General features: G+C 66.1%; 32 protein-coding genes. 26 read left to right on the top strand and 6 right to left on the bottom strand.

The genetic code is table 11. The features are described from left to right. Positions 1 to 4 precede the first annotated feature (4 nt). From B9Z03_RS05050 to B9Z03_RS05035, 4 genes are read left to right on the top strand one after another with little or no spacing between them, the layout of a single operon-like run. Positions 5 to 298 (top strand): chaperone NapD, encoded by a 294-nt coding sequence (locus B9Z03_RS05050; RefSeq protein WP_085463184.1) that lies wholly within the window; start codon positions 5 to 7, stop codon positions 296 to 298. Continuing rightward, positions 295 to 2,796, top strand: coding sequence for a periplasmic nitrate reductase subunit alpha (gene napA / locus B9Z03_RS05045; RefSeq protein ID WP_085463183.1), 2,502 nt, complete (start codon positions 295 to 297; stop codon positions 2,794 to 2,796). The genes B9Z03_RS05050 and napA overlap by 4 nt, the downstream gene beginning before the upstream one ends. After that, positions 2,769 to 3,266 carry a nitrate reductase cytochrome c-type subunit gene (locus B9Z03_RS05040; protein WP_085463182.1) on the top strand — a complete coding sequence of 166 codons (498 nt, stop codon included), beginning with the start codon at positions 2,769 to 2,771 and terminating at the stop codon, positions 3,264 to 3,266. The genes napA and B9Z03_RS05040 overlap by 28 nt, the downstream gene beginning before the upstream one ends. Further along, the gene (locus B9Z03_RS05035; RefSeq protein ID WP_085463181.1) at positions 3,267 to 4,004 is read left to right on the top strand and encodes a cytochrome c3 family protein; all 738 of its coding nucleotides are present in this window, start codon (positions 3,267 to 3,269) and stop codon (positions 4,002 to 4,004) included. It begins immediately after the preceding gene. On the opposite strand, the gene B9Z03_RS05030 is transcribed toward B9Z03_RS05035, so the two are convergent. Together B9Z03_RS05030 and B9Z03_RS05025 are read right to left on the bottom strand one after the other, a co-directional pair. After that, positions 3,989 to 6,070 (bottom strand): putative bifunctional diguanylate cyclase/phosphodiesterase, encoded by a 2,082-nt coding sequence (locus tag B9Z03_RS05030; protein WP_085463180.1) that lies wholly within the window; start codon positions 6,068 to 6,070, stop codon positions 3,989 to 3,991. The genes B9Z03_RS05035 and B9Z03_RS05030 overlap by 16 nt on opposite strands. 219 nt (positions 6,071 to 6,289) lie before the next feature. Then, positions 6,290 to 6,733 (bottom strand): pseudoazurin, encoded by a 444-nt coding sequence (locus B9Z03_RS05025; protein ID WP_085463179.1) that lies wholly within the window; start codon positions 6,731 to 6,733, stop codon positions 6,290 to 6,292. A gap of 134 nt (positions 6,734 to 6,867) precedes the next feature. Between B9Z03_RS05025 and B9Z03_RS05020 the strand changes: the two genes are divergently transcribed. Further along, entirely contained in the window at positions 6,868 to 7,566 is a 699-nt protein-coding gene (locus tag B9Z03_RS05020; protein ID WP_085463178.1) for a Crp/Fnr family transcriptional regulator, read from the top strand. Between the two features lie 22 nt (positions 7,567 to 7,588). On the opposite strand, the gene B9Z03_RS30610 is transcribed toward B9Z03_RS05020, so the two are convergent. Next, entirely contained in the window at positions 7,589 to 7,762 is a 174-nt protein-coding gene (locus tag B9Z03_RS30610; protein ID WP_432417024.1) for a DUF6455 family protein, read from the bottom strand. Positions 7,763 to 7,822: 60 nt separating this feature from the next. Continuing rightward, on the bottom strand, positions 7,823 to 8,083 hold the full coding sequence (locus tag B9Z03_RS05015) for a DUF1858 domain-containing protein (protein WP_348529000.1): 261 nt from the start codon (positions 8,081 to 8,083) through the stop codon (positions 7,823 to 7,825). A 177-nt stretch (positions 8,084 to 8,260) separates the two neighbouring features. On the opposite strand from B9Z03_RS05015, the gene B9Z03_RS05010 reads away from it, so the two are divergent. From B9Z03_RS05010 to B9Z03_RS04940, 16 genes are all read left to right on the top strand, one after another. After that, entirely contained in the window at positions 8,261 to 8,704 is a 444-nt protein-coding gene (locus B9Z03_RS05010; RefSeq protein WP_085463176.1) for a group III truncated hemoglobin, read from the top strand. 52 nt (positions 8,705 to 8,756) lie between these two features. Then, positions 8,757 to 9,212: an Rrf2 family transcriptional regulator gene (locus tag B9Z03_RS05005; protein ID WP_085463175.1), complete on the top strand. Its 456-nt coding sequence runs from the start codon at positions 8,757 to 8,759 to the stop codon at positions 9,210 to 9,212. 19 nt (positions 9,213 to 9,231) lie between these two features. Next, positions 9,232 to 10,869, top strand: a complete 1,638-nt coding sequence (gene ccoN / locus B9Z03_RS05000; RefSeq protein ID WP_085463174.1) for a cytochrome-c oxidase, cbb3-type subunit I — start codon at positions 9,232 to 9,234, stop codon at positions 10,867 to 10,869. A 3-nt stretch (positions 10,870 to 10,872) separates the two neighbouring features. Continuing rightward, complete coding sequence (gene ccoO / locus B9Z03_RS04995; RefSeq protein ID WP_085463173.1) at positions 10,873 to 11,625, top strand: cytochrome-c oxidase, cbb3-type subunit II; 753 nt, start codon at positions 10,873 to 10,875, stop codon at positions 11,623 to 11,625. Positions 11,626 to 11,628: 3 nt separating this feature from the next. Further along, positions 11,629 to 11,802 (top strand): cbb3-type cytochrome c oxidase subunit 3, encoded by a 174-nt coding sequence (locus B9Z03_RS04990; RefSeq protein ID WP_085463172.1) that lies wholly within the window; start codon positions 11,629 to 11,631, stop codon positions 11,800 to 11,802. After that, positions 11,793 to 12,674, top strand: coding sequence for a cytochrome-c oxidase, cbb3-type subunit III (gene ccoP, locus B9Z03_RS04985; RefSeq protein WP_085463171.1), 882 nt, complete (start codon positions 11,793 to 11,795; stop codon positions 12,672 to 12,674). The genes B9Z03_RS04990 and ccoP overlap by 10 nt, the downstream gene beginning before the upstream one ends. Continuing rightward, positions 12,671 to 12,865, top strand: a complete 195-nt coding sequence (locus B9Z03_RS04980; protein ID WP_085463170.1) for a hypothetical protein — start codon at positions 12,671 to 12,673, stop codon at positions 12,863 to 12,865. The genes ccoP and B9Z03_RS04980 overlap by 4 nt, the downstream gene beginning before the upstream one ends. 13 nt (positions 12,866 to 12,878) lie before the next feature. Then, positions 12,879 to 13,697 (top strand): DUF2189 domain-containing protein, encoded by an 819-nt coding sequence (locus B9Z03_RS04975; RefSeq protein WP_085463169.1) that lies wholly within the window; start codon positions 12,879 to 12,881, stop codon positions 13,695 to 13,697. Positions 13,698 to 13,737: 40 nt separating this feature from the next. Beyond that, positions 13,738 to 15,942 (top strand): heavy metal translocating P-type ATPase, encoded by a 2,205-nt coding sequence (locus B9Z03_RS04970; RefSeq protein WP_244561665.1) that lies wholly within the window; start codon positions 13,738 to 13,740, stop codon positions 15,940 to 15,942. Continuing rightward, a complete protein-coding gene (gene ccoS / locus B9Z03_RS04965) occupies positions 15,939 to 16,127 on the top strand; it encodes a cbb3-type cytochrome oxidase assembly protein CcoS (RefSeq protein WP_085463167.1) in 189 nt (62 codons plus the stop codon). Before B9Z03_RS04970 ends, ccoS begins: the two co-directional genes overlap by 4 nt. Before the next feature lie 18 nt (positions 16,128 to 16,145). Beyond that, positions 16,146 to 16,277: a hypothetical protein gene (locus tag B9Z03_RS30385; RefSeq protein WP_280174837.1), complete on the top strand. Its 132-nt coding sequence runs from the start codon at positions 16,146 to 16,148 to the stop codon at positions 16,275 to 16,277. Between the two features lie 142 nt (positions 16,278 to 16,419). After that, on the top strand, positions 16,420 to 16,698 hold the full coding sequence (locus B9Z03_RS04960; protein ID WP_085463166.1) for a DUF2249 domain-containing protein: 279 nt from the start codon (positions 16,420 to 16,422) through the stop codon (positions 16,696 to 16,698). A gap of 18 nt (positions 16,699 to 16,716) precedes the next feature. After that, the gene (locus B9Z03_RS04955; protein ID WP_085463165.1) at positions 16,717 to 18,075 is read left to right on the top strand and encodes a hypothetical protein; all 1,359 of its coding nucleotides are present in this window, start codon (positions 16,717 to 16,719) and stop codon (positions 18,073 to 18,075) included. 13 nt (positions 18,076 to 18,088) lie between these two features. Beyond that, positions 18,089 to 18,604: a DUF2249 domain-containing protein gene (locus B9Z03_RS04950; RefSeq protein WP_139832171.1), complete on the top strand. Its 516-nt coding sequence runs from the start codon at positions 18,089 to 18,091 to the stop codon at positions 18,602 to 18,604. Next, positions 18,588 to 18,944 (top strand): metal-sulfur cluster assembly factor, encoded by a 357-nt coding sequence (locus B9Z03_RS04945; RefSeq protein ID WP_085463164.1) that lies wholly within the window; start codon positions 18,588 to 18,590, stop codon positions 18,942 to 18,944. Before B9Z03_RS04950 ends, B9Z03_RS04945 begins: the two co-directional genes overlap by 17 nt. Positions 18,945 to 18,964: 20 nt before the next feature. Continuing rightward, positions 18,965 to 20,122 carry a cytochrome-c peroxidase gene (locus tag B9Z03_RS04940; RefSeq protein ID WP_210191344.1) on the top strand — a complete coding sequence of 386 codons (1,158 nt, stop codon included), beginning with the start codon at positions 18,965 to 18,967 and terminating at the stop codon, positions 20,120 to 20,122. Positions 20,123 to 20,142: 20 nt separating this feature from the next. Here the strand turns inward: B9Z03_RS04940 and B9Z03_RS04935 are convergent, their stop codons facing one another. Together B9Z03_RS04935 and hemN are read right to left on the bottom strand one after the other, a co-directional pair. Then, a complete protein-coding gene (locus tag B9Z03_RS04935) occupies positions 20,143 to 20,514 on the bottom strand; it encodes a YbaN family protein (protein WP_176247429.1) in 372 nt (123 codons plus the stop codon). 4 nt (positions 20,515 to 20,518) lie between these two features. After that, positions 20,519 to 21,886, bottom strand: a complete 1,368-nt coding sequence (gene hemN, locus B9Z03_RS04930) for an oxygen-independent coproporphyrinogen III oxidase (RefSeq protein ID WP_085463162.1) — start codon at positions 21,884 to 21,886, stop codon at positions 20,519 to 20,521. A gap of 473 nt (positions 21,887 to 22,359) precedes the next feature. Here hemN and B9Z03_RS04925 point away from each other — a divergent pair, with 473 nt between their 5' ends. From B9Z03_RS04925 to B9Z03_RS04905, 5 genes are read left to right on the top strand one after another with little or no spacing between them, the layout of a single operon-like run. After that, positions 22,360 to 22,800 carry a plasmid mobilization relaxosome protein MobC gene (locus B9Z03_RS04925; protein ID WP_085463161.1) on the top strand — a complete coding sequence of 147 codons (441 nt, stop codon included), beginning with the start codon at positions 22,360 to 22,362 and terminating at the stop codon, positions 22,798 to 22,800. Further along, positions 22,797 to 24,068 carry a relaxase/mobilization nuclease domain-containing protein gene (locus B9Z03_RS04920; RefSeq protein ID WP_085463160.1) on the top strand — a complete coding sequence of 424 codons (1,272 nt, stop codon included), beginning with the start codon at positions 22,797 to 22,799 and terminating at the stop codon, positions 24,066 to 24,068. Before B9Z03_RS04925 ends, B9Z03_RS04920 begins: the two co-directional genes overlap by 4 nt. 22 nt (positions 24,069 to 24,090) lie before the next feature. Next, positions 24,091 to 24,567 carry a hypothetical protein gene (locus B9Z03_RS04915; protein ID WP_085463159.1) on the top strand — a complete coding sequence of 159 codons (477 nt, stop codon included), beginning with the start codon at positions 24,091 to 24,093 and terminating at the stop codon, positions 24,565 to 24,567. Then, on the top strand, positions 24,564 to 24,794 hold the full coding sequence (locus B9Z03_RS04910) for a hypothetical protein (protein ID WP_085463158.1): 231 nt from the start codon (positions 24,564 to 24,566) through the stop codon (positions 24,792 to 24,794). The genes B9Z03_RS04915 and B9Z03_RS04910 overlap by 4 nt, the downstream gene beginning before the upstream one ends. Then, a complete protein-coding gene (locus tag B9Z03_RS04905) occupies positions 24,791 to 26,251 on the top strand; it encodes a type IV secretory system conjugative DNA transfer family protein (protein ID WP_085463157.1) in 1,461 nt (486 codons plus the stop codon). Before B9Z03_RS04910 ends, B9Z03_RS04905 begins: the two co-directional genes overlap by 4 nt. The last annotated feature ends 101 nt before the right edge of the window (positions 26,252 to 26,352 follow it).

Raw genomic sequence — 26,352 nt, 5'->3', positions numbered from 1 at the left:
CGGCATGCGCCAACTCACCAGACGCGGCCTGCTCACCGCCGGCGCCGGCGACCGACACCACATATCGAGCGCGGTCGTCGTGGCCCTGCCTGAGCGGCGTGCCGAATTGTCTGAACTGCTCGCGGCGATGCGTGGCGTGGAGGTGCACGCCAGCGAGGGTAGCCGGGTCGTGATCACGATCGAGGGGCCGACCAGCGGGATGCTGGGAGAAACGCTGACGGCGATCTCGGCGATGGACGGCGTTCTTGCGGCGAACATGGTGTTCGAACATGCCGAGGACCAGGAGGCGCGGTCATGACGGCTGACATCAACCGACGCGATCTCCTCAAGGCACATGCGGCCGCGCTTGCGGCCGCGTCCGCGGGCATCGCGCTGCCGGCCGCCGCACAGCCCGTTCCGGGCGGCGTGAATGCGCTGGAGATCAAGTGGTCGAAGGCGCCGTGCCGCTTCTGCGGCACCGGGTGCGGGGTCATGGTGGGCGTGAAGGACGGTCACGTCGTCGCCACCCACGGCGACAGCCAGGCCGAGGTCAACCGCGGCCTCAACTGCGTCAAGGGCTACTTCCTCTCCAAGATCATGTACGGCCAGGACCGCCTGACCACGCCGCTGATGCGCAAGTCCGGCGGGGTCTACGACAAGGACGGCGAATTCGAGCCCGTCTCGTGGGACGAGGCCTTCGACGTCATGGCGGAGAAGTGCAAGGCAACGCTGCGCGAGAAGGGACCGGAAGCCGTCGGCATGTTCGGCTCCGGGCAATGGACGATCTTCGAGGGCTACGCCGCCACCAAGCTGATGCGGGCGGGCTTCCGCACCAACAACCTCGACCCAAACGCCCGCCACTGCATGGCCTCCGCGGCCGTCGCCTTCATGCGCACCTTCGGCATGGACGAGCCGATGGGCTGCTACGACGACTTCGAGCACGCCGACGCCTTCGTGCTCTGGGGCTCGAACATGGCAGAGATGCATCCGATCCTTTGGACCCGGCTGGCCGACAGGCGGCTGGGCCATCCGCACGTCCGCTGCGCCGTGCTGTCGACCTTTACCCACCGCTCGATGGACCTCGCCGACATCCCGATCGTGTTCAAGCCCGGGACGGATCTGGCGATCCTGAACTACATTGCCAACCACATCATCCAGACGGGGAGGGTGAACGAGGCTTTCGTCCGCGACCACGCCGTCTTCATGAGCGGTGCCACGGACATCGGCTACGGTCTTCGTCCGGACAATCCGGTCGAGATGGCAGCCAAGGGCGCTGCCGATCCGGGCAAGATGGAGCCGATCGACTTCGAAGCGTTCAAGGCGCTGGTCTCGGAATACACGCTCGAGATGGCGTCGGAACTCTCCGGCGTGGAGCCGGGCTTCCTGGAGCAATTGGCCGAGCTCTACGCCGATCCCGGCGTCAAGGTGATGTCGCTCTGGACGATGGGCTTCAACCAGCACGTCCGCGGCGTGTGGGCCAACCAGATGGTCTACAACATCCACCTCCTGACCGGAAAAATCTCCGAACCGGGCAACAGCCCGTTCTCGCTGACGGGCCAGCCTTCGGCATGCGGCACCGCGCGCGAGGTCGGCACCTTCGCCCATCGGCTGCCTGCGGACATGGTGGTGACAAATCCCGAGCATCGCGAGCATGCCGAGGAGATCTGGCGGCTGCCGCACGGGCTGCTGCCCGACAAGGTCGGCTTTCATGCCGTCCAGCAGGACCGGATGCTGAAGGACGGCAAGCTCAACTTCTACTGGGTGCAGGTCAACAATAACGTCCAGGCGGCGCCCAACAACTCGAACGAGACCTATCCGGGCTACCGCAACCCAGACAATTTCATCGTGGTCTCCGACGCCTATCCGACGGTGACGGCGCTCTCGGCCGACGTGATCCTGCCCGCCGCGATGTGGGTGGAAAAGGAAGGCGCCTACGGCAATGCCGAGCGCCGCACGCACGTCTGGCGACAGCTGGTGAATGCGCCCGGCGAGGCCCGGTCCGACCTGTGGCAGCTGACCGAATTCTCGAAGCGCTTCACCACCGACGAGGTCTGGCCTGCCGACATCCTGAACGCCCATCCCGAATACAAGGGCAAGACGCTGTTCGACGTGCTGTTCCGGAACGGCAAGGTCGACCGCTTTCCGCTCGCCGATCTCGACGCGGTATACGAGAACAGGGAGAGCCGCGAATACGGCTTCTACCTGCAGAAGGGACTGTTCGAGGAGTATGCCGAGTTCGGCCGGGGCCACGGCCACGACCTCGCGCCGTTCGACACCTACCACGAGGTGCGCGGCCTGCGCTGGCCCGTCGTCGACGGCAAGGAAACGAAGTGGCGCTACCGTGAGGGACTGGACCCCTACGTGAAGCCGGGCGAAGGCGTACGCTTCTACGGCAGGCCCGACGGCAAGGCGGTCATCCTCGCCGTGCCCTACGAGCCCCCGGCGGAATCGCCGGACGACGAATATGACGTCTGGCTGGTGACCGGTCGTGTGCTCGAGCACTGGCACTCGGGCTCGATGACCATGCGCGTGCCCGAACTCTACAAGGCGTTCCCCGGAGCGGTCTGCTTCATGAACGCCGACGACGCGCGCCGTCGAGGCATCAACCAGGGCGCGGAGGTCAACGTCGTCTCCCGGCGCGGGGAACTGCGGGTCCGGGTCGAGACCCGGGGCCGAAATCGAATGCCGCGGGGCGTGGTGTTCGTCCCCTGGTTCGACGCAAGCAAGCTCATCAACAAGGTCACCCTCGACGCGACCGATCCTATCTCGAAACAGACGGATTTCAAGAAATGCGCGGTCAAGATCGTCCCCGCGTGATGCGCCGCGCGCGCCTCCTCGTCGCCCTCGGGCTGGTTGCGCTCGCGGGCACGGCCGCGCTTGCGCAGATGTCGGCCGAGATCGTGCCGCCGCTGACGGGCGCCGGGCAGCCCATGGAGAACCTGCCCGCCGATCCGATCCCGCGCTGGATCGTCGACGATGTCCGCAAGATGCGCGCCTATCCCGAGCAGCCACCGATCATTCCGCACTCGATCGAGGGCTACCAGCTGTCGGTGAACGCCAACCGCTGCATGTCGTGCCACAAGCGCGAGTTCACGGAAGGCTCGGGCGCGCCGATGATCAGCGTCACCCACTACATGACACGCGAAGGCCAGATGCTAGCTGACGTGTCTCCGCGGCGCTACTTCTGCACAGCCTGCCATGTACCGCAGGCCGACACGGCCCCGTTGGTCGGCAACACCTTCGTCGACATGAGCGAGCTCGGCGTCGGCCACGCCGGGGACGAGTAGATGTGGGCGCGCATCAAGGCGGCCGCACTGTGGGCCTGGCGGATCGTCTCCACGCCGGCGGCGACGCTCAGCCTCGGTTTCCTGACGCTCGGCGGCTTCCTCGGGGGCGTGATCTTCTGGGGCGCGTTCAACACTGCCCTTGAGGTGACCAACACCGAAGCCTTCTGCATCTCGTGCCACGAGATGGAAACGAACGTCTACGAGGAGCTGACCCGCACCGTCCATTTCTCCAATCGCTCGGGCGTGCGGGCGTCCTGCCCCGACTGCCACGTGCCGCATGAATGGACCGACAAGATCGCCCGCAAGATGCAGGCCTCCAAGGAGGTCTGGGGCAAGATCTTCGGCACAATCAACACGCGCCAGAAGTTCCTGGATCACCGCCTCGAACTCGCGAAGCACGAATGGGCGCGGTTGAAAGCCAACGACAGCCTGGAATGCCGCAACTGCCACTCCTCGGTCGCCATGGACCTGTCAAGGCAGGCTCCGCGTGCGGCCGAGATCCACACCCGCTACCTGCTGTCGGGCGAGGCGACCTGCATCGACTGCCACAAGGGCATCGCGCACGAGCTTCCGAACATGGAGGGCGTCGATCCTGGCTGGAAGGTAGCGCCGGAACTGCAGGGCAAGGAGCTGCCGCAGGCTTCCGTGTTCGACAGGCTGGAGCGGTTCAACCGGATGCACGCCGAGCTGGACGTCCCGATGTCCCTCCCGGTGGCCGTCGGTCACGCCACAGACTGAATCGCAGGCATCAGGGCCGCGTCGGCTGCCCGCAGACGGCTGGCGGGCCTCCTGATCCCGGCGATGCGTGCGGCTCCGGCCCTGCCTGTCGGCATTCCGAACAGGAAACCCTGGACCTCGCGGCATCCTGCCTTGCGGAGGAAGGCCAGCTGAGCGGCGGTCTCGACGCCCTCGGCAAGCACGGGCCTTCCCAGCGCGCGTCCCAGCGCGACGGTGGCGAGGATGATCGCCTCTGCCTCGGGTGCGGTCCCGATCGCGGACGTGAACTCCCGGTCGATCTTGATCTTGTCGAAGGGGAACCTCTGCAGCATCGACAGCGACGAATATCCGGTTCCATAGTCGTCCATGGCGATGCGGACGCCGAGGGCCTTCAGCTGCCTGATGACGTGGAGCGCGAGCTGCTGGTCGGCGATTATTCCGGTCTCGGTGACTTCGAGTTCCAGCCTCGACGCCTTCAATCCTGTCTCGATCAGGATCGAATGTACCAGGGCGGGAAGCTCCGTCGAAGACAGCTGCGAGGGGGCGACATTGACCGCGATCCGAAGCGGCTTGCGCCAAGAGGCTGCCTCGCGGCAGGCCTCGCGTAGGACCCATTCCCCGATCGATCCGATCAAGCCGTCTTCCTCGGCGATCGGGATGAAAACGGCTGGGGAAACGTTGCCGTGCTTGGGGTGGCTCCATCGCAGAAGCGCCTCGAAGCCCACGACCTCTTCCGTCACCGTGTCGTTCTGCTGCTGGTAGGCTAGGGAGAGCTCCCGGTTGAAGACAGCGCGCTTCAGGTCCATGACGAGTTCGCTGCGCATGCGGGCAGTCTCCTCCATGTCCGGCTGAAACGTCGTCACGTTGTTGCGTCCAGCCTGCTTGGCCGCGTACATCGCGGCGTCGGCGCGCTGGAGGAGGACCGTCGGCGACAGCCCGTCTTCGGGATAGACGACGAGACCCACGCTGGCCCCGACCGAGAGGACAACGTCCCGCCACTGAATCGGCTGCGCGACAAGATGACGGATCTTCTCGGCGAAGCGGGCTGCCTCCTCGCGTCCGGAGACCGGGACCTTGATCGCGACGAACTCGTCCCCGCCGAAGCGCCCGACGAATTCGCCGTCGGCCATCGCCGCAGAGATCCGCTCCGCAATGGCGCGCAGCACGTGGTCGCCGGCGGCGTGGCCGTGGACGTCGTTGACTTCCTTGAAGCGGTCGAGATCGAACAGCACGCCCGCGATCTGACGTCCGAGCGCGACGGGGTCGGCCGCGAGTTCCTCGACGCGGGCGCGGACACAGGCGCGGTTCGGCAGGCCCGTCAGTTCGTCGTGAAGCGCGAGATACCGGAAATGGCTCTTGGCGGTCCGCTCCGAATCGTAATCGATCATGAAGGTCGCGGCGGCCATGGCGGCGAGTGTCCCCGACATGGCGAGGATGAAGCCCGCGAGCACGCCGTTGGGGATCGACGACGTCGCATCGGCGACGGCAGCCCCTGGATCGACGGCCATGGAACCCATGCCCATGAAATGGAGGGAAAGGATTCCTCCCGCCATCAGCAGCGCGGCCTGAAGCCGGGACGACGCCGTTCCTTCCCTGGCGCGCAAAGCGGAAGCGCAGAAAAGCGAGGCGCCGAGGACCAGCGACAGCGCGATGCCAGTCCCGCTCCATTCAATTGTTCCGCTGATCCGCATCGCCGAGGCGCCTACGTAGTGCATGGCTCCGGCTCCCAATCCCGCGATGAGCCCGCCCAGCGCCGGGGCATGGCTCCAGCGCCCGATCGCGGCATGTGCGCCCGCAGCGCTGCCGGCGACGGCGAGGCCGAGCGACAGCGCCGTCAGCGCCGGATCGTAGCCGTCGATCAGGTCGGTCCTGTAACCAAGCATCGCCACGAAGTGGGTGGTCCACACGGTCGCCCCGCCGACGAGACCAGCCAGGAACACCCACAGCGCGTGACGATAGCCGCGTGTCGCCGTGGCGCGGGCGTTCACGCCGACGGTAACCGCCGCTCCGATCACGCAGGCGAGCGCCGCCAAAACAGTATACACCGGGTCGTGATCCACGGCGATGCAGGTGAGAAAGTCGATCAATGCTTGGCTCCGCGCATGACGTCGTCTAGGCGTTGCTTCTCACAGGCGGGCTGGCGCTCTTTGTGCCTCGTCAAACTGGTTGAAGTAGAGCGAAGGACCGCTCCCCATGGTTGCCGGAAGGTAAATAGGGAAATGCGGCACGAAAAAATTTGGCCGGAGAGCGCCGCCTCGCTCTCCGGCCGCCGGGACGCCCCCTCTCCGGGAGACGGGCCTCCTCGTTCAGTTGGCGGCCAGCACCTGGCCGAACAGTTCGGCGAAGACGGCCTTGGCCTTGCCCGTCTGCTTCACGGCCTTGGCTTCTTCCGCATTGGCGGGTTCGCCGACCCTGATGAGCGCGACCATGCCCATCGCGTAGTGCGGCGCGCACTTCACGCCGTAGACGCCTTCGGCCGTGACGGTGACCGTGAACTCCTCGTTGAACTTGCTCTTGAAGGCCTCGGCGCCCTCCGGGACCATGCCCTTGATGGTCTCGACGTTGTGTCCCTTGTCGGTCGGCACGAAACGGATCGTGTCGCCGGGGGCCGCGACGATCAGGTCGGGCTCGAACACCATCGCGCCCTTGGCGCCCTTGTTGAGCATGTGGACTTCGATCTCGGCCGCCTGGGCAGCTCCGGTAAGCATGACCGCCGCGCCGAGGGCGAGAGCTGCGAGGATGCGTTTCATTGTTCTGTCCTTTCGTATTCGCGGCTTGATCTGCCGATGATCCACCAATAGCCCGCGACGCCGTGAGGCAGTTTGCGCAAGCGCAAACAAAGGGTAGATACTTCGGAGGCTTCGGCGTCCGGAAGACTTCCAGCATGTCGCTCGACAGGTCGCTCGTATCGGGACTGCCCGCGTTCGCCGGACTGAGCGGCGACGACGTCGACGCAATCCTTTCGACGGCGCGCTCGTCGCGTTTTCCGAAGGATTCGGAGGTCTTCTCCCAGGACGAGGAAGCCAGGCAGTTCTTCCTGCTCCTGTCGGGCCACATCAGGGTGGTGAAGGCCACGCCCGAGGGCGAGCAGGTCATCGCCCGCTACATCAACGAGGGCGAGCTATTCGGCATCGCCGTCGCTATGGGACGGACGACCTATCCCGCAAACGCGGTCGCTGCGGTGGACTGCGTGGTGCTGTCCTGGCCGAACGGCGTCTGGCAGGACCTCCAGTCCCGGTTCCCCGGTTTCGGCGCGAACGCCTACCAGACGATCGGCGCCCGCCTTCAGGACACGCAGTCGCGCGTGGTGGAAATGTCGACGCGCCAGGTGGAGCAGCGAATCGCCGGAGCCGTGATGCGGCTGGTCCAGCAGTCCGGACGCAAGACCGAGGAAGGCGTCGAGATCGACTTCCCCATCACCCGGCAGGACATCGCCGAGATGACAGGGAGCACGCTCCACACGGTCAGCAGGCTGATGAGCGCCTGGGAGGACGAAGGCATCGTGAAGAGCGGCCGCCAGAAGGTGACCGTCACCAATCCGCACGCGCTCATGCTGGTGGCCGAGAACCGACGCCGGAAGTGAGTTGCCGGACGTCCGGCCGAGGCTACGCTGCGTCGCGGGTGAGTCCCAGATAGAACTCCCGGTTCCTGCAGTATTCCGGCACGCCCGTCGTTCCGGCATTGACCCACTCCGCGCATGCGGACCCGTGGCCGCAAAAGATGCAGCGCCAGATCGCGTTGCGAATCTGGTTCTCGGACGACAGGCTCGAGGTCGGCAGATCGATCCCGGTTCCCCGCCATCCTGACCGACTGGTCGAGTCGGGCGGCGACTGCTTCGATCACGCGCATGATTGTTCTCCTTCACGAGGTTCCGGGTTGTGAGCGTTCGCCTCGAAGGCCGACGGGGCATCAGCCGACGGGTCCGACCGCATCGCGGCGAGGAGTTCGGCTGTCAGGGCTGCCTCCTCCATCGCATGGGCGGCGGCCGCGTCCGCGACTGTATGAAAGATGCCGATCGGGCAGCCGATGCACAGCATCCGATGGCGGATCATGACCCGGATGGTCGCGGGCCATCTGCGCATGATCTCGTCGACCGACATGTCAGGGTCCATCGCTGAAGGCATCGTCCGGCTGTCTCCTCAAGCCAGCAGCCTCGTCAGCTACACGCGGCCGATCGTTGTTCCGGCGCAAAGAGCGTGAGGAATGCAGGCTGCGACATCCAGCACGCTTTCCTTCGCAGCGCGCCGACGTTAGAAAGTGGTATTGGAGATACCACATTGAACCATCCGGCTTCCGCTCAGCTGCAACGCCCTCCCGAGGAACGGGCCGTCGTCCATCCCGAAGTCGACCGGGCGTTCATCGGCCGCCTGGTGCGCGAGTTCTACGGACGCGTCCGCCGGGACGCCCGTCTGGGGCCTATCTTCGCGGCCGAGATCGCGGGAAGCTGGGAGCCTCATCTGGAGAAGATGACGGACTTCTGGTGCTCGGTGATCCTGAAGGACGGCTCGTACAGCGGACGCCCGGTGCCCGCCCACACGAAGCTGGAGCAGGTGCGCGAAGCCGACTTCGACGTCTGGCTGGGGCATTTCCGTGCCAGTGCCGAGGAATTCTGCCCTGAAGGGGTGGCTGAAACCTTCATCGATCGGGCCGAGCGCATCGCGAAGAGCCTGAGGCTCGCGATGTTCTTCCGCCTCGAGCGCGCTTCGGGAGCGGAACGATGACGGCCGCCATCTGCAAACGGGTCGAAGCACCCTTCGAGCCGGGGAGGGACGGATGCGCCTGACCTATCACACCGACTACGCGCTGCGCATGCTTGTCTACCTGGCGCTGAACCGCGGCCGCCCATCGCGGGTCGCCGACGTCGCCGAAAGCTACGGCATCTCCCGCAACCATCTTCTCAAGGTGGCCCTGCGTCTTGGCCGGCTCGGCTACCTGACGACCGTTCGCGGCCGTTCCGGCGGGATCGCGCTCGCGCGGAAACCGGAAGACATCAATCTCGGCGACGTCGTGCGGCAGATCGAAGACGACTTCGGCCTGGTCGAGTGCATGCGCTCCGAGGGCGGGACCTGCGCGATATCCCCCGCCTGTCGGCTGAAAGGGGTTGTCAGGAAAGCCGTCGAGGCGTTCTTATCCGTGTTCGATGGTTACTCGCTGGCGGACATAGCCGGGAACAAGGAAGTTCTTGCAGAGCTGCTTGGCCTGCCGGGCAAGACTGCGGAGCCAGCATGATCGACTTGCAGAGGGCATCATGATCGGGAAACTCAGTTCCACCGAAAGGCAGTACGCGGCGGTCGTCCTCGTCATGCTGGCCGCCGCCGGGATCGCGATGGCCGCGCTCGGCAGGAGCGACACGCTTGGCGTTCACGGCCTGCTGGTGATCCTCTTCGCGGGAGGACTGCTCTACCCGGTCCTGTCCGGGTTCTACGATCCCGAGCCGACCGAGGACCGCGAGGCGTCATACTACGACGATCCGATCAAGGTCGGCATCGTGCTGTCGATGGCCTGGGCCGTGTTCGGCATGTTCATGGGCGTCTGGGTCGCCGCCCAGCTCGCCTGGCCCGACTTGGCCTTCGACGCGGCCTGGTCGACATTCGGAAGGCTGCGGCCGACGCACACCTCCGGGGTCATCTTCGGATTTGGCGGCAACGCCCTGATCGCCACGTCATTCCATGTCGTGCAGCGCACGTCACGCGCGCGGCTCGCAGGGCAGTTCAGCCCGTGGTTCGTGCTCCTCGGGTTCAACCTGTTCTGCATCCTTGCCGTTTCCGGCTACCTGCTCGGCGTGACGCAGTCGAAGGAATACGCCGAGGCCGAGTGGTATGCCGACCTCTGGCTCGTCGTGGTCTGGGTCACCTATTTCGTCTTGTTCCTGCGCACCATCGCACGCCGCCGGGAGCCGCACATCTACGTGGCGAACTGGTATTTCATGGCCTTCATCGTGGTCGTGGCGATTCTCCACATCGTGAACAACCTCGCCGTCCCCGTTTCTTGGGGCCATGCGAAGAGCTACACGATCTGGCCGGGCGTGCAGGACGCGATGGTCCAGTGGTGGTACGGGCACAACGCGGTCGCGTTCTTCCTGACAGCAGGCTTCCTCGGGATGCTCTACTACTACCTTCCCGTGCGGGCGCAGCGACCGATCTTCTCCTACCGCCTTTCGATCCTCAGCTTCTGGGGCATCACCTTCTTTTACATGTGGGCGGGCTCGCATCACCTCCACTATACGGCGCTGCCGCACTGGGTGCAGACGCTCGGCATGACCTTCTCGGTAATGCTGCTCGTTCCCTCATGGGCGTCGGCGGGGAACGCCCTCCTGACGCTCAACGGCGCCTGGCACCGTGTCCGCGACGACGCGACGCTGCGCTTCATGATGGCCGCGGCTGTGTTCTATGGCCTGTCGACCTTCGAAGGTTCCTTCATGGCGATCCGCCCCGTCAATGCGCTCAGCCACTACACCGACTGGACGGTGGGCCATGTCCACGCGGGGGCGCTCGGGTGGGTGGCGCTGATCACCTTCGGCTCGTTCTACACGCTTGTGCCGACCCTGTGGAACCGGGAGCGGATGTATTCGGCGAGGCTGGTCGAGGTCCACTTCTGGCTCGCGATCGCCGGAACGCTCATCTACGTCTTCGCGATGTGGAATTCCGGCATCATCCAGGGGCTGATGTGGCGGACCTACACGGAAGACGGGGCGCTCGCCTACTCCTTCGTCGACTCCCTCGTCGCGATGTATCCCTACTACATCGCCCGTGCCTTCGGCGGCCTCCTGTTCCTGATCGGCGCGGTCGTCTGCTGCTACAACATCTGGATGACGGTACGGTCGGTGCCGCTGGCGGAGCGGCGCGAGAGCGACGTGCCCGCGGCCGTCGCCGTACCGGGAGAATGAGCGATGCCTGAACTCTTCCACCGGAAGCTGGAGCGCTCGGCGATCGGGTTCGTGCTGGCGATCATCGCCGCCGCGAGCGTCGGCGGCATCGTCGAGATCGCGCCCCTCTTCACCATCGACGAGACTGTCGAGCAGGCGCCCGACATGCGGGTCTACACGCCGCTGGAGCTGGCTGGCCGCAACATCTACGTTCGCGAGGGCTGCTATGCCTGCCACAGCCAGATGATCCGCACGCTGCGCGACGAGGTCGAGCGCTACGGGCCGTATTCGCTTGCGGTGGAGTCCCAGTACGACCGCCCGATGCTGTGGGGGTCGAAGCGCACCGGTCCGGACCTGGCGCGGGTTGGCGGCAAGTATTCCGATTTCTGGCACGTCGCGCACCTGATCAATCCGCGCGACGTCGTGCCGGAATCCAACATGCCAGCCTACGCCTTCCTGGCACGGACCGAGCTTCGGACGAGCGACCTCGGGCAGCATCTCGCGGCCCAGCACGCGCTGGGCGTGCCCTACACGGACGAGATGATCGCCAACGCGGCGCGGGACGCCTACGGTCAGGCCTTCCCCGACAGCGAGGCTGCATCGGGGGTGACCGAGCGCTATGGCGAGGCCACCTCGGTGAGCGCGTTTGACGGGGTGGCCACGCGGCTGACCGAGATGGACGCGTTGGTGGCCTACCTGCAGGTCCTCGGGAGGCTGACCGACGCCGCCTTCCGCGACACGGCCGCGACCGAACAAGCGCCCGATGCGGAGGACTGAGCGATGTTCGAGATCAGCCACGACACCCTTGTCGCCTTCTCCAAGAGCTGGGGCCTGTTCTACCTGGTGGGCTTCTTCCTGTGCGTCGTCGCCTACGCCTTCTGGCCCTCGAACCGGAAGCGCTTCGACAGGGCGAAGACCAGCATCCTCGACAGGGACGACAAGCCATGGAAGTAAACGAGCGCGACCCCGTCACCGGAAGGGAAACGACCGGGCACGAATGGAACGGCATCAAGGAACTGGACACTCCTGTTCCCCGCGGCGTGCTGATGTTCCTGATCGTCACCCATATCTGGGCGATCGCCTGGTGGTTCTTCGTGCCCGCCTGGCCAATCGGCACGACCTATACCAAGGGCCTTCTCGGCGTCGACCAGCGCACGACGGTAGAAGAGCGGGTCATCGAAGGCCAGCAGGAGCGGTCGGCCTGGATGTCCCGCCTTGAATCCGAACCCTACGACGCGATACTCGCCGACGAGGCGCTGATGCAGACCGTTCGCGGCACCGGGCGGCAGCTCTTCGGCGACAACTGCGCGGCGTGTCACGGGCGCGACGGACGCGGGCGCGCCGGCTATCCGGACCTGACGGATGATGACTGGCTGTGGGGCGGCGGTCCCGAACTGATCGAGCAGACGCTGCGCTACGGCATCAACACCGCCCATCCGGACACGAGGATCGCGCAGATGCCCGCCTTCGGACGCGACGGGGTGCTGGAGCGGGACCAGGTCCGCAGCGTCGCGGCCTATGTCTATTCGCTGAGCAATCCCGATTACTCGACCGAGGAGAACCTGGAGCGGATCGAAGCCGGACGCGAGGTCTTCGCCACCACATGCGCGGCATGTCACGGCGAGAACGCCGAGGGCAACCGCGAGGTCGGCGCTCCGAACCTGGCGGACGCGGGCTGGGTCTACGGCGGCGACCTGCAGACGATCATCGCGTCCGTCCATGGCGGCAGGCAGGGCCACATGCCGACCTGGGACGAACGCATGAGCGACGCGGAGATCCGGACGCTCGCGCTCTACGTCCACGATCTCGGGACGAATCAGCCATGACGGCCCGGACCGCAGGCGGGCGTCGGCGCTGGACTTCCGCATGGCTGCTGGTTCCGGCCGGGCTGCTGCTCGTGGCGGCGGCGAACGCCCATCTCGTCTATGTGGCCGTCACGTCGCAGCCGGACTGCGTGCCCCATCTCAAGGAGGCGGGTACAGGCGGCAGCTACCGGGCCGCCAAGTCGGCGTGCTGAGGGAGGATTTTCGATGAACGAGACCGACAAGTCCTACTGGCTGCTGAGCGAGACCTCCGGGATCGGCGAGACGCGCGACCCCGCTCTGCAGCGCGGCCTCCCGGCGACGGCCGGACTGCGGTGGCTGGCGCTGGGCTGGCGGGATTTCTGGCGCGGGCCTTCGACCAGCATCGCCTACGGCGTCGGCGTGTTCCTGCTGTCGGCAGCGTTCGTCTGGACGCTGTTCGAATTCGGCCGGGACTACATCCTGTTCCCGTCGCTGGCGGGCTTCCTGATCGTCGCCCCGTTCCTTGCGATCGGCCTTTACGCCAAGAGCCGCGCTCTCGGCGAGGGTAGGACGGTCGGGCTTGCATCCATGCTCAGGACGCGCCCGAAGGCCGGAGCACAGGTGTTCTTTGCGGGGCTGCTGCTCAGCCTGCTCATGCTTCTTTGGACCCGGGCGGCGGTGCTTCTGTGGGCGCTGTTCTTCGGGGTTACCGCCTTCCCCGGCCTGGATAACGTCATCGGCGTTCTGATCGGCTCTGCCTATGGCTGGACGATGATCGCGGTCGGGACAGCCATCGGCGGGCTGTTCGCAGCCTTCGCTTTCTCGATCAGCGTGTTCTCGGTGCCGATGATGCTTGACCGCAGGGTCGACGCGCTGACGGCCATGGGGACCAGCATGAAGCTCGTGTGGAACAACCTTCCGGCGATGATCGGATGGGGCGCGATGGTGATCGTGCTCTTCGCGCTCTGCGTCGCGACCGGACTGCTGGGCATGATCGTGATCTTCCCGCTGCTCGGGCATGCAACCTGGCATGCCTACGTCGCCGTGGCGCGGCCGGAGGCCTGACGTAATGAGCTGCTGCGCGCCCGGAGCGGAGGCCGCCCTGATGGCAGGGCCGGGCCGGGACGTGCCGTCCGAGGAAATCCGGCTGGCCAGCCGGGATCTCGGCGACGGCATCATGCAGACCGACCTGAGCGTTCCCGGCGCGCACTGCGGCGCGTGCATCGCCGCGATCGAAGGCGTGCTGGGAAGGCTTCCGGGCGTGACCTCCGCCCGCCTGAACCTGACCTCAAGAAGAGCAGCGGTGAAGTGGCGGACGGAGGGTCCGGTGCCGCCCATCATCGACGCCGTGCGCCGGGCCGGCTACGCGGCGACGCTGGCCGAGCCAGATCCGATCGGCGCCCCGGAAATGGGGAAGCTGTTGCGGGCGACGGCCGTCGCGGGCTTCGCCGCGATGAACATCATGCTCCTGTCCGTTTCGATCTGGTCCGGGGCGGAGGAGGGCACGCGCCATGCCTTCCACCTCATATCCGCCGCGCTCGCGCTACCCGCTGTCGCGTATTCCGGCCGCATCTTCTTCGAATCCGCCTGGGGCGCGCTGCGCGTCGGCCGGACCAACATGGACGTGCCCATCAGCGTGGGCATCCTGCTGGCCTTGGGTCTCAGCACGTACGACGCGCTGTCTGGAGGAGAGCACGCCTACTTCGACGCGGTGACGTCGCTCCTGTTCTTCCTGCTGGCCGGGCGCGCGCTGGACCACTCCATGCGCGGAAAGGCGCGCGACGCCGTGCAGTCGCTGGCGCGGATGATGCCGCGCGGAGCGACCGTGCTGGACAGGGACGGCGGCCGCGATTTTCGGGACGTTCAGGCGCTGCGCGAGGGAGACACCGTGTTCGTGCCCGTCGGCGAGCGGATCCCGGCCGACGGCACCGTGCTCAAGGGCGTTGGAACGTTGGACCTCTCCATCGTCACCGGGGAGACCTCGCCCGAGAGCATCGAGCCGGGATCGCGGGTGCTCTCGGGAGCGCTGAACCTCAGCAGTCCGATCGAGCTGCGCATCGTCCGTCGACCTGGCGACTCGTTCCTGGCCGACATGGTCAGGTTGATGGAAGCAGCCGAAGGCAGCCGCGCACGCTACCGCAGGATCGCCGACCGCGCCGCCGCCCTCTATTCACCCGTCGTCCATGCGGTCGCGCTGGCGACGTTCGCGGGCTGGTTCGTGGCGACTGGCGACTGGCACCGTTCCCTGACGCTGGCGATCGCCGTCCTCATCATCACCTGTCCCTGCGCGCTCGGCCTCGCCGTCCCCATGGTCCAGGCGGCCGCCGCGCGCCGTCTGTTCGGGATCGGCGTCACCATGAAGGACGGCAGCGCGCTGGAGCGGCTTGCTGAGATCGACCACGTCGTCCTCGACAAGACCGGAACGCTGACGACCGGACGGATGCGGGTCTCCTCGCATGACGTTCCACAGACGGAGCTGCCTGTCGCTGCCGCCCTGGCGCGACTGTCACGCCATCCGGCGGCCAATGCGGTCGCGGCACTTGGCGGCGGCGAGGGCGTCGAGGTATCGGAGGCGCGCGAGGTTCCTGGCGACGGGATTGAAGCCCCTATCGGAGCCTGCATCTGGCGGCTCGGCAGGCCCGGCTGGGCGGTCGAGGGAGACGGCGATTCGAGCGGCTCGGGGCCCTGGCTTTCCCGCGACGGCATCTTCGTGGGCCGTTTTGACGTGTCGGACACGTTGCGCGAGGGGGCTGCAGCGGCAGTGGCAGCCATGATGGATTCCGGCCTGTCGGTCGAACTTCTGTCGGGGGACGCCGAAGAGGAGACCCGGCGGATCGCGAAGCTGACGGGCATCGGGCAGCTGTCGGGAAGGCAGCGTCCGGAAGACAAGGTCACCCGCCTGGAAACGCTCCGCAGCGAAGGGAGACGGGTGCTGATGGTCGGCGACGGCATCAACGATGCGCCAGCCCTCGGAGCGGCGCACGTCTCGATGGCACCGTCGACGGCAGCCGATGTCGGACGCAGCGCGGCCGATCTCGTCTTCTTGGGCTCCAGCCTGCGCAGCGTGCCGGAGGCGATATCCGTGGCTGGCAAGTCCATGCGCCTCGTCCGGCAGAACATCGCGATCTCGATCGCCTATAACGCGCTGGCGCTGCCGCTCGCCGTGGCCGGCTACGTCACGCCGCTCGTGGCTGCCGTGGCGATGTCGACCTCGTCGATCCTGGTCGTGGCCAACTCGCTGCGGGTGCTTTCCGATCGGCGCGAGCCTTCGAAATCGAGGGCGGACGTCCTGCGTCCGGTGACGGCATGACCGGGCTCCTGGCGTGGCTGGTTCCCGTTGCCCTGGGCATGGGCCTTGCGGGCCTGCTTGCCTTCCTGTGGTCGATGAAAAGCGGACAGCTGGAAGATCTCGACGGCGCGGCGGAACGCGTTCTCCACCAAGGCAGCGATGCACCGTTGCCTGCGCCGGAACGCCGTCCCGGAAACGGGCGTTGAGGACATGAAGGAACGATCATGGGAATGACGGCCGACAGGAAGTTCGACTGGATCGCGGCGCTGTCCGTCGCCGCAGGAGCGGCGGTGATGATCCCGGCGCTCGCGGCGCTGGCCGTCAACCTGGCCGCGGTCGCGATCGGACTGTTCTGAAGCCCGTGACCGGACCTCGGCTTCGCCGTCTCCTGAGTTTGCGCTTCGACAAACAAGCATCGGTGCGGGTTCGCTAAAGTCCACGAGCTGGCGGCGCGCTTCGCGTCATGCCCGCGTGCAGTCGAACCCCGGAGCCTCGTGCATGACCACTGAAGAACTCGCCGACATCCCCACCATCGACGTCCGCACCATCCCGCCCTACGAGCGCCATCCCCGGATATTCTCGGTACTCGAGGCGCTGAAGCCGAGCCAGGCCTTTGCGATCGTCAGCGATCACGAGCCGCGTCCGCTTCAGTACCAGATCCAGGCGAGGTTCCCCGGTCTCTTCGGCTGGACCTATGTCGAGCAGGGTCCGGAAGTGTGGCGCGTCCTGATTTCCCGGGAGGCAGGCAGCGGCTGTGAATGCTGCTGCGGCTCCTGAGCCGGCGACGGTGCCGAGATGACCGGAGCCTCGCTCTCCCGATGGACCATGGCTTATTTCGCCGCGGCGCTCATGTCGCTGCTGGCGGCAGAGGCCTTGATGGCGGCAGGCTACGGCTATCCAGCCGCCGGGTTGCGAGACCCGGGCACGCTGGTTGTAGTCCATCTCGTGACGATCGGGTGGCTGAGCCTTCTGATGTGCGGCGCGCTGTTCCAATTCGTTCCGGTTCTCGTGAACCGTTCGCTCGCGGCAAACTGGCTGGCGCTGCCTGCGCTCCTGTTCGTCGTCGTGGGTCTGGTTTCGCTGCTGTCGGGCTTTCTGGCGATGGACGGACTGCTTCAGACGCCCGCGCCTTTTCTTCCCATCGGCGGCCTCTTGCTTTGCCTCGGCTTTGCGATGGCGGTGGCCGCAATCGGCATGACGATTGCGCGGTCCCGGCCACTTCCGCTCCCGGCAGCCTTCGTGGCCGCCGGACTGGCCGGGCTTCTGGCCGCGGCGGCGCTGGGCTTCGTGTTCACGCAGGTCCTCGGCGGAACGCTGTCGGCCCCCGCGCTCGTCGACGTCGCCGCCCAGGGCATGCCCGTTCATGCGGCTGCCGGGCTCGGGGGATGGCTGGCCATGTGCGCGGTGGGCGTCTCCTATCGCCTGTTTCCGATGTTCCTCCTTTCGCCCGACCCGCAGGGGAACGGCACCCGTGTGGCGTTCCTGCTTTCGGCAGGGGCGATGGCAACCGCCGTCGGAGGAGGGGTGGCGGCCCTTCTCGCGGGGTGGTCAGTGCCAGGGGTGCTGCTCGTGGCCGGGCTCGCCGCCGCAGGCGCGGCTGCCCTCTATGGCCGGGACGTGGTGAACTTCTATCGCGGGCGCAGACGCAGGGCACTGGAACTCAACATGCAGACCGCCGTGTTCGCTTTCGCCTCCCTGGGGCTTGCGGTGGTGCTGGCAGCGCCCCTGGCGGCACTGGCCGGGGCCGAGAGGGCTATCGCGGCATCTGTCTACCTCGTCGGCTTGGGATGGCTGTCGGGCCTCGGCCTAGCGAAGCTCTACAAGATCGTACCGTTCATGACCTGGCTTGAATGCTACGGCCCGGTCCTCGGGCGCGCTCCCACGCCCCGGGTCCAGGACCTCGTCTCGGAGGCAGCGGCACGGCCGTGGTTCCTGCTCTATTTCGCTTCTGTGGGGGCGGGGACGGCCGCCTTGGCGGTTGGAAACGCCGCAGGCTTTCAAATCGCCGCATTCGGCACGCTGGCCGCGAGTGCAGGCATCGTTTTCCATCTGGTTCGGGCACGGATGCTGTCCGACGTCGCCGCGAGCCAGAGGTTTCCCGAGGGAGCGCTGCGGCCTTCCCTTCTTTACTCGAGTGCGCCAGGCGGGCGCTGAACGGAGCACGATCATGACCGAATACGTTGAATTGGACGTGAGGCCGATCCTCGCGACAGGGGGCGAGCCGTTCGGCCGGATCATGCAGACGGTGGCAGCGCTCGGACCGGGCGAAGGGCTTCGCCTGCTGGCGCCGTTCCGGCCCGTGCCGCTGTTCGGGGCGCTCGGAGCGAAAGGATTCACACACCAGGACCGGGAGATCGGCGGCGGGGACTGGGAGGTGCTGTTCACTCCGACGGCCGGTCCTGCTGTTTCCACGACCGAGGCTGCCGACGCTCGGTGGCCGTTCCCCCTCATGCATCTCGACAACCGCGGGCTGATGCCGCCCGAGCCCATGGTGAAGGTGCTGAGCGCCGCCGAGGCCATGCAGCGGGGCGAGGTGATGGAGGCCCTTCTCGACCGCGAGCCGACCTTCCTGTTTCCGCAGCTCGCGCAGCGCGGACACGAGTGGCGGGGCGGCTTCGATCCTGACGGCGCCGCCTATCGCCTGCTGGTGAGGATCGGAACGGGTCATGACGACCGCACCTGAACCGACGGGCCGGGGGACGCTGGCGGACAGCGTCAGGGATTCGCTGCGCGCGGTCATCGATCCCGAACTGGGCGAGAACGTCGTCGACCTCGGGCTGATCTACTTCGTTGCGGTGGATGACCGTTCGACGGCCCACGTGGTCATGACCACCACCACGCGGGGTTGCCCGGCCGTCGGCTATCTGAAGGACGGAGTGGAGCGCGCGGCCTGCGCCGTGCCCGGCGTGGCGGCTGCGGAAGTGGCGGTCACGTACGACCCGCCGTGGTCGCCCGACATGATGTCCGGACCGTCCGGGCAGCGGCGGCCTCCCGCGAAGCCGCGCTTCTGGCGGCCGTGGTGACGGAGAAGTACGCGCTTGCGATGGGCCTGCTCGCCGCGGCGACGACCGCGCTGGTCTCGGGCGGCGCGATGATGTTCGCCTCGCGGGAGCGCGTGGAACCCGTCGCCGCGGCCGATCCCGCGGCCTTGGCCTCTCTCGGCGAGGCGCTCTACTTCGATCCTAACCTGTCCGCCAACCGGACCCAGTCCTGCGCCACCTGCCACGATCCCGGCCGGGGGTTTGCCGATCCCGGCGGTCTCGCCGCGTCGCTCGGCGACGACGGGGTTTCGATTGGCGACCGCAACGCTCCGACCGCATCTTACGCCGCCCTGGTGCCACCCCTCCACAAGGGGTCGGACGGCAAATGGGCGGGAGGCCTGTTCCATGACGGGCGCGCGGCCACGCTCGAAGAGCAGGCCGGGGGGCCGCCGCTGAACCCCGCCGAGACGGGCATGCCGGACATGGCGTCGGTGGCGGCGCGGCTGCGGGAGAACGAATCCTACCGGACCGCCTTTCCGGCGACGTTCGGGCCGGGAGTACTCGACGATCCCGAAGCCGCATTCGAGGCGCTGGCGCGGGCGGTCGCCGCCTTCGAGCGCACCGATGCGTTCGCGCCGTTCGACTCGAAATACGACCGCTTCCTGCGCGGCGAGGCAACGCTAAGCGACGAGGAGGAACTCGGACGGGTGCTCTTCTTCTCGGATCAGTTCACGAACTGCAGCCAGTGCCATCGACTCTCCCGCAGCCCCATGGACCCGCGAGAGACCTTTACCGACAACCGCTATCACAACATCGGCGTGCCCGAGAACAAGGCGCTGCGCGTGGCCAACGGCGTCGCACCCGGGACGGTCGATCCCGGTCTCGCGGGCAACCCGGCCGTTGGCTCCCTGGATGAGCGCGGAAAGTTCCGCACGCCGACCCTTCGCAACGTGGCGGTGACGGGACCCTACATGCACAACGGCGTCTTCAGGGACCTGTCGACTGTCGTCAGGTTCTATAACAGGTACAACTCAAGGGCCGACGCCGCGCAGATGAATCCGGAGACCGGGCAGCCCTTCGAATTTCCGAGCGTGCCGGAGACGTTCGCGGTCAAGGAACTCACGCACGGTCCGGCGCTCGACGACAGACGGGTGGAGGCGCTCGTCGCCTTCCTCAGGACACTGACCGATGCGCGCTACGAGCCGCTGCTGGATCGTTGACGATCTCTGGACAGCATGCCTCAGGGCTGGGCATTAGGGCCAGGACTGGGCCTCGTCGAGATGAACGCGGCCACGATGGCAAGGACGAGCACCTGAATTCCCAAGACGACCGATCCGAAGCCGAGGACCCAGGACAGCACGGGCGTCGCGCAGATAACCGAAAGGGACACCGTCTTTGCCTTCTTGGAGACCGATCGGTCGCGTCTCCAGTCCTTTATCGCGGAACCCCACCGCGGATGTTCCAACAGCCAGGCCTCGACTCTGGGAGAACCGCGCGAAAATGCGAAGGCCGCCAGAATGAAGAACGGCGTGGCCGGCAGGAACGGCAGGATTGCCCCGGCCGCGGCCGCTGCAAGCGACACAAAACCCAACGCGTTCCAGAGGAAACGCATGCTGTCAGACCGCCACCGAATAACGGCCGTTTGAATGGAGGTAGCCATCGAAGTGACTGGCGACCAGACGCGCGGTTTCGTGGGGGTCCCGATCTATGGCGATCCTCCAGCCGTCGATCCGGACGCGCGTTCCCATTTCCGTGCGCAGCCTGACGAGGTCCGGACCGAACACGTCGACCGAAGTGTCATGGCGCTCGGCGACCGCGGCGAGATCGGCTTCGAAGAAGCAGAGGATGGACTCGATGGCATCGCCACGCATCCTGTCCACATCGTCCATCGCCTTGCCCCGAGCCACGGGCAGTTCGCCCGCCCTGATACGGCGTTGCCAGCCAGCGTTGTCGGGCAGGTTCTGGGCATAGCCATAGGGGGTGCGGCTGATTGATGACGCTCCAAGCCCTATGAGGGTGGACGCGGCGTCCGTCGTGTAGCCCTGGAAGTTCCGGCGCATCGTGCCTTTCCGCATCGCCGCCACCAGCGGATCGCTTTCACGGGCGAAGTGGTCGATGCCCACCTCCTGATAGCCGGCAGCTACCAGGAGACGGCGCGCAAGCTGCGCCTGAGCGATCCGTGCGCCGGCGTCGGGGAGGGTCTCGTCGGCGATCAGGCGCTGGTGGGGCTTCATCCAGGGGACGTGCGCGTAGCCGAAGACCGCGAACCGCGAGGGGGCCAGGCGGATCGCCTGCTCGACGGTTGTTTTGATCGACGCTTCCGTCTGGAACGGAAGGCCGAACATCAGGTCGAAGTTCACATCCGCGATGCCTGCCTGCGATATAGCCCGCATTGCGTCTTCGACGACTGGCAGGGGCTGGACGCGCGCGATCGCTGTCTGGACACGGTCATCGAGCGTCTGCACGCCGAGGCTGACCCGGTTCACGCCAAGGCCGGAGAGGCGCGCCATGCCTTCCTGTGTGACGTGCCGTGGATCGAGTTCGATCGCATGCTCCATGTCGTCCGTGAAACGGAACGTCTCGGAAAGCAGACCGACCAGCTCAGCCATGCAGTCCGGTGGCAGAATGTTCGGCGTGCCTCCACCCCAGTGCAGGTGCGATACGGCGATGCGTTCGGTCGTGGCCCCCACCAGTCGGATTTCGTCCTTGAGCACTTCGGCATAGGCTCGGACGGGATCGTCGCGAAGCGCCGCCTTCGTCGTGCAGCCACAGTAATTGCAGATCGACCTGCAGAAGGGGACGTGGAGGTAGATCGAGACCGGGTCGCCACGCTTCGCTTCCAGGTCCAGCCAGCCGCCAAACGTCGCGGCGTCGACGTCGGCGGTGAACTGGGGAGCGGTTGGATAGGATGTGTAACGAGGGATCGTTCTGGTCGCGAGCGTCAGGAGATCATAATCCTCCTGCCGTCGGTGCGTATTCGTCATCGAATTTGCTCCGGATCTGCGTGGCGCGACCTCTCTTATGCACGGCATGCTCAACAGCCTCGTTGAGCTAGCTCAAACGAGAAGCACCCATTCCGCAGCATATGTCGCTGTCCGACGCGGGCCTAGGTGCCTAAGCCAAGGTCCAGTTTCGGGCCCGAGGTGCCCCCAATCAGGGTGCTGCCTTCGTGGGCAGCGCTCAACCTTCGTTCTTGATGCTTATCCGCTGCAAATTCGAGTTTTGCCGTAAATCTGCGGAATGTAGCGACATGGTGAGCTTGGATTCGAGGTCCGCAGTGCTTACGCCGCTCAGCCATGAAGCCCATGAAGCAAGTGCAGGCTAAGGCTAAGTACTTGTTGTACAATGCCAAATTGGCGCGCCTTGATGGTGAAATGTCGAACCAGTTGTTCGAGGTTTTAGCCGACTGGAACACCCAGCTTGAGCACCTGAGGCCTAGCAAGCCTCCGGTGCCGCCATGTCCCTGACCGAGACATTCAACCCCGCTACTGCCGAACAAGTTTACCGCAAACCGGCTGCGAAGCCGAAGAAAAAGCGTTCGGCTCCCTTCTGCCTGCGCCTGAGCGTGGATGACCGCGCCCGCTTGGCTATTGAGGCCGCAGGCGCGCCGCTCGGCGCTTACATCAAGACGAAAGTGCTGGGGGATACCCTGCCGATCCGTACACGGCGCACCGGTCTTGCCGTGGAAGATCGCACGGCCCTGGCGCAGGTCCTTGCCCTGCTCGGGCGCTCGCACCTGGCCAACAATCTCAACCAGCTCGCCCATGCCGTGAATATCGGTGCCTTGCCGATGACGCCTGAGACAGAAGCCGAATTATTCGCCGCGCTTCGCGATGTGCGCGACCTGCGCCGGCTGCTGCTGGCCGCGCTCGGTCTCAAACCGGAGGCGGTGCAATGATCCTCAAAGGCTCGCAGCGCGCCGGTGGTCAGAATCTCGCAGTCCATCTCCTGCGCACCGACGATAACGAGCATATCAGCCTGCATGAGCTGCGGGGCTTTGCCGGCGATAATCTCAAGGCCGCCTTCAAGGAGGTCGAGGCGATCGCTCGCGGCACGAACTGCCGCCAGTATCTCTTTTCGCTTTCCTTGAGTCCGCCCGAAGGCGAACGAGTGCCGGTGCCGGTGTTCGAGGATGCCGTTGCCCGCATCGAAAAACAACTCGGACTGGACGGCCAGCCCCGTGCCCTGGTCTTCCATGAGAAGGAAGGCCGGCGTCATGCCCATGCGGTGTGGAGCCGTATCGACGCCGACACGATGACGGCGCGTCCGCTACCCTTCTTCAAGAACCGACTCCGGGACATCGCGCGCGACCTCTATCTGGAGCATGGCTGGAAGATGCCGCGCGGCTTTGCCAATGCAGCCGAGCGCAATCCAACCAACTTCACGCTGGCGGAATGGCAGCAGGCGAAGCGGCAGGATATCGATCCCCGCTGGCTCAAACAAACCGTGCAGGAATGCTGGCGAGGCTCGGACGGTTTGCCAGCTCTGCGCAATGCGCTGGAGGAACGCGGGTTCTTCCTGGCGAAAGGCGATCAGCGCGGTTTCGTGGTGCTCGATCATCGCGGTGATGTCTGGTCGCTGCCGCGTCTGCTCGATGTGAAGACGAAAGAGGTGCGCGCCCGGCTCGGCGACGGGGAGGCGCTGCCTTCGGTTACGGATACGCGCAAGACCATCGGCCAGCGCATGACGCTGTCCATCCGCCGGCATGTCGAAGAATCGCGCGCGGCCTTCAAGGGCCGTGCGGAGAAGCTGGCCTCCTACCGGGCGGAGATGACGCAGCATCACCGCAAGGCGCGCACCGATCTCGATGCACGCCAGAAATCCGAATGGGACGAGGAAACAAGGGCGCGCGCGGGCCGGCTGCCCAAGGGCCTGCGCGGCCTCTGGCACCGCCTCACCGGAAAATACCAGCAGATACGCCGGGGCAACGAGCTTGAAGCCCGGCGCAGCCGCGAGCGGCAGGCGGCCGAGCGCCAGGCACTGATCGAAAGACAGCTTGAACAGCGGGCCGTCCTCCAGGCGCGGATCAAAGAGATGCGCCGTGAGCAGGCAACCCTCCTGCGCGACCTGCACCGGGATATCGGCCGCTATCTCGCCTTCAGCCGCCAGGCGGATGGGCCGGGGCAAAGCCTCGGCGCGTCCACCGGTCTCAAGCTTCAACGGTAATAACCACAAGGGAGAGTGTGTCATGTCCTCGAAAAGCAATGACGAGAACGCCGCCATCGGGGTGGTCGTCGCCGTTATCGCCTTCGCAGCCCTGTTCTTCTTCGCCCTTCTCGCCTTCGCCGCATTGGTGTTCACGGTCCTGGCGCTGCTGGCGTGGAAGAAGCCGCTGCGCCTTGGCCGCTTCGTCATCACGCCGGACGAGGCACATGCCTTTGTCGGGCGCGGCCTGATCGGCATGGCGCTGGCACCCACCTTCTGGGCCTTCTGCTGCATTCTGTTCGGGCTGCCGTTCGAAGCGGATTATCTCGGCTACCTGCTGATCGGCGGCTATACGCTGGGCTCCGTCGGCATCGAAATCCTCACAGCCGACGATGAGCCGCCAGCGGCCGCGCCGGACCATACGCCGCCGCCGGCGCTCCCTACACCGGCTGACAAAGCGCCGGCCCCGACCGAGCCGTTCCGCTTCGCAACATGGGATGACGAGGAGAAACCGTCATGAGTCTCGGCCGTCTCACCGAACTCTACCAGTTCGTGTGGACGTTCGAATCTCATGCGCAGCAGCGCCTTGCCTGGCGGGATGCGGCGGAGGCCCGTATCGCAAGGGCGCGCGCCGAAGCGCTGGCGGCCGCGCAGCTCCGCGCCATGCTGGACGCCAACCCGTCCGGCCAGCTCGGTCATGCCGCGCTGAACGATCCTGATAACCTGAAGGAGTCCGGCTTGCTATGACCGGGCATCGTATCCTTCGCCGGGGCATAGAACTCGGATTCCTGGGCGGCAGCGCGCTAGTCTACGCAGGCACGGAACCGATCGCCATCGATGCGCAGGCGGGCAAGGGCAAGTTCACCCGTTTCCTCGGGGCCAATCTCGTCTCGCCGCGCACGGCGCATCTGAGCAAGACTATTACCGATCCCAAGGACGGCGAGCTGGCGTGGGTCTCCTGGAAGACGCTGGAGCGGCAGGGCTACCGCGTGCGCTTCATCAATGCCGACAGGCTCTACGGCTACCCGTCCGAGACCTTCAACATCAACACCCGCCTGCTGGAAATTGCGGCGCGGCCGGAGCTGCGCCCCCTTGTCGGCGACGTGGCCTACGATGCGGCGAGCTACCTTGTGCCGGTCGATCCCAATCCGGCGCACCGCTGGATCGGCCAGGGCGTGCGCACCGGCTTTGCGCTCTACAACAAGATCACGGCGCTCTATCCTTCCGCCATCCATCCCTGCACGCCGGGCGGCCTGTGGGACTTCTTCGGGCGCGATCCCAAGGCTATCGCCCATGATCTTTACGTGTGGGCCAGCGATCACCGCATGCAGGATGATGCCGGCATGTGCCTCCAGATCGCCGCCCTCACGAAATCGAAAGACCAGTGGAATGCCTATGCCTCGCTCATCATGGAGCGGCTGCGGGGCTTCCAGCCGGGATCGGCGGCCCGGGCGGTGACGGAGCGCAATTCCTTCGATCCGGCGGAGATGAAACACGAGCGCACCGCGCTCTTCCTGATCGGCTCGGCGCGCAGCGAGACCAGCCGCACCTTCGTCGGCGCGATGACGGCCGCCATCGTGGAGCGCGTCGCCGATGCGCACGGTCCCCTGCGCACCCTTCTCATCGGCGAGGAATGGGGCCAGCTCTACGTCTCCAATTTCTTCGAAATCCTCACCTTGTACCGCGAGGGCGGGATCAATTTCCTTGGCGTTTTCCAGAACGCGGCGGCGCAGATCGAGGCGAAATACGGCTGCGAGACCGCGCGCATCTGGAAGAAGGCCGTCGCGCACACGCTCTATCGCGGCCTGCCGGACAACGAGACGCTGAAGGAGATCGAGCACCGCTCGGGCAAAACCTCCGTCATGGTGCGCGGGTTCAACGTCAACCAGAACCAGGTCAACGGCTCGGGCGATAATCTCTCCGAACAGGCCCGCCCGCTGCTCCAGGTCGAGGACATCCGCGCGGCCACTGGCGGCGACAAGGCGCTGCTGGAATCCCGCGATCACGGGTTCTTCACGGTGGAGCTACCGAATTTCTGGGAGCGGCCGGAAATGGCCGGCCTGCTGCGCGACGTGCGCACCCGGCCCGACAAATATGCCTGGCTGGACAGGAGGCCGCGCGTGCCGGCTCTCTCAGCGCCAACCCTCGACCAGGATACCGAGCTGGATGCCATCATGGCCGGGCTGCGCTCTTCCAATCTTTGATGGGTTCAGCCTACCTGAACCCCTGCCCTTCGGCGAGAATGGGGTGCAAGCGGAAAGAGCCTTCGCGGGGAACCGGCTGCAGGAGCGCAGCGACCGAGGCT

Source organism: Mesorhizobium australicum (assembly GCF_900177325.1).
Taxonomy (GTDB): domain Bacteria; phylum Pseudomonadota; class Alphaproteobacteria; order Rhizobiales; family Rhizobiaceae; genus Mesorhizobium_A; species Mesorhizobium_A australicum_A.
Note: the sequence above shows the minus strand (reverse complement) of the source record. Positions and strands in the feature narration are given on the sequence as shown.